This is a genomic window from Kitasatospora sp. NPDC092948, assembly GCF_044754805.1.
In the GTDB taxonomy this organism is placed as follows: domain Bacteria; phylum Actinomycetota; class Actinomycetes; order Streptomycetales; family Streptomycetaceae; genus Kitasatospora.
Window position 1 is genome coordinate 1 of the sequence record NZ_JBIVPU010000037.1, and the last position, 1,170, is coordinate 1,170.

The window sequence follows — 1,170 nt, forward strand, 5'->3', positions numbered from 1 at the left end:
GCGGTGGTGTCGGTGACCGACCAGTCGGGCGAGGCCCGGTACCCGTCGTTCAAGGGCATCATGGCCGCGAAGAAGAAGCCCGTGCAGTCGTTCGACCTGGACGACCTGGGCATCGACGCCGACGCGGTGGGCCTCGCGGGCGCGTGGACGAAGGTCGCGGAGATCACCGCGCGCCCCGCCCGCACCAAGGGCGTCGTGGTGACCGACGGGGGCGACGGCGGCAAGCAGCTCGCCGCGTACCTCGCCGAGCAGAAGTTCATCTGACGGGCCGCCGGGAACCTTCGAAGGATACGGAGTCACACACATGAGCGAGATCCTGGTCCTGGTCGACCACGCCGACGGCGCGGTGCGCAAGCCCGCCCTGGAACTGCTGACCCTCGCCCGCCGCCTGGGCACCCCCTCCGCCGTCGTCCTCGGCGCCGGCGACAACGCCGCGGCCATCGCCGCCAGGGCCGCCGAGTACGGCGCGGCCAAGGTCTACACCGCCGACGCCGACGCGTTCACCACCCACCTCGTCGTCCCCAAGGTCGACGCCCTCACCCAGATCGCCCGGGCCACCGGCGCCACCGCCGTCCTGGTCACCTCCGGCGGCGAGGGCAAGGAGATCGCCGCCCGCACCGCGCTGCGCCTGGGCTCGGGCCTGATCACCGACGCCGTCGACCTGGAGCAGGGCGCGGACGGCCCGGTGGCGACGCAGTCGGTGTTCGCCGCGTCGTTCCAGGTGAAGTCGGCCGTGACCACCGGCGTGCCGGTGATCACCGTCAAGCCGAACAGCGCCGCCCCCGAGGCCGCCCCCGCCGCCGGCGCGGTGGAGGGCGTGACGGTGGAGTTCACCGGCAACGCCGCCACCGTCACCTCCCGCACCCCGCGGGTCTCCACCGGCCGTCCCGAGCTGACCGAGGCCGCGATCGTGGTCTCCGGCGGCCGCGGCGTCGGCGCGGCCGAGGGCTTCGGCGTCGTCGAGGACCTCGCGGACGCGCTCGGCGCGGCCGTCGGCGCCTCCCGCGCCGCCGTCGACGCCGGCTGGTACCCGCACACCAACCAGGTCGGCCAGACCGGCAAGCAGGTCTCCCCGCAGCTGTACGTCGCCGCGGGCATCTCCGGCGCGATCCAGCACCGCGCCGGCATGCAGACCTCGAAGACCATCGTCGCGGTCAACAAGGACCCCGA

At 74.2% G+C, this 1,170-nt stretch carries 2 protein-coding genes; both read left to right on the forward strand.

Features of this window, described 5'->3' with window-relative positions:
• Positions 1-264 (forward strand): electron transfer flavoprotein subunit beta/FixA family protein (locus ACIQF6_RS36260; RefSeq protein ID WP_400903302.1); only part of this gene is annotated, 264 nt, incomplete at its 5' end.
• Between the two features lie 40 nt (positions 265-304).
• A partial coding sequence (locus ACIQF6_RS36265) for an electron transfer flavoprotein subunit alpha/FixB family protein (protein WP_400903305.1) occupies positions 305-1,170 on the forward strand: 866 nt, incomplete at its 3' end.